Source organism: Lactobacillus sp. C449L (genome assembly GCF_059900815.1).
Genome location: NZ_JBWXGA010000238.1, coordinates 1 through 452, shown reverse-complemented (window position 1 = coordinate 452; position 452 = coordinate 1). Strand labels below are relative to the sequence as shown.

The window sequence follows — 452 nt, the reverse complement described above, 5'->3', positions numbered from 1 at the left end:
CGTGCAGGTGGCGTTCGGCGTGCTGTTCCAGCTGCCGGGGTTCCTGATGGCGCCCGCCTCGCCCATCAATGGCGACAACCTGCCGCTGGTGCTCTATGCGGGGGTGTTCCCGTCGCTGTTCGCGCCGTTCCTGTGGATGCAGGGCGTGCGGCACCTGGGGCCGAACCGCGCCAGCGTGTTTCTGAACCTGATGCCGGTGGGCACGGTGGCGATCGCGGCGGTGTTCCTGGACGAGAAGCCGCATCTCTTTCACATCATCGGCGGCGCGATGGCGCTGGCCGGGGTGATGCTGGCGCAGATGCGGGCGCCGTTCGCCGGCTGGCGGCGGACGCGGGCCGCGTCGTAGAACGGCCGCCTGTCGCACGCCTATCCGGGTTCCGGCCTACAATCAACGATTCATCAGCTTTCTTACCCTATACGAGCCCATGGCCCAATACGTCTACACCATGAAC

The 452-nt window shown here is 66.6% G+C and carries 1 protein-coding gene; it reads left to right on the top strand.

The genetic code is table 11. The annotated features are described in order from the left end of the window. On the top strand, positions 1 to 346 hold a 346-nt coding region (locus tag AC2JF9_RS09210), incomplete at its 5' end, for an EamA family transporter (protein WP_500727166.1). Between the last annotated feature and the right edge of the window lie 106 nt (positions 347 to 452).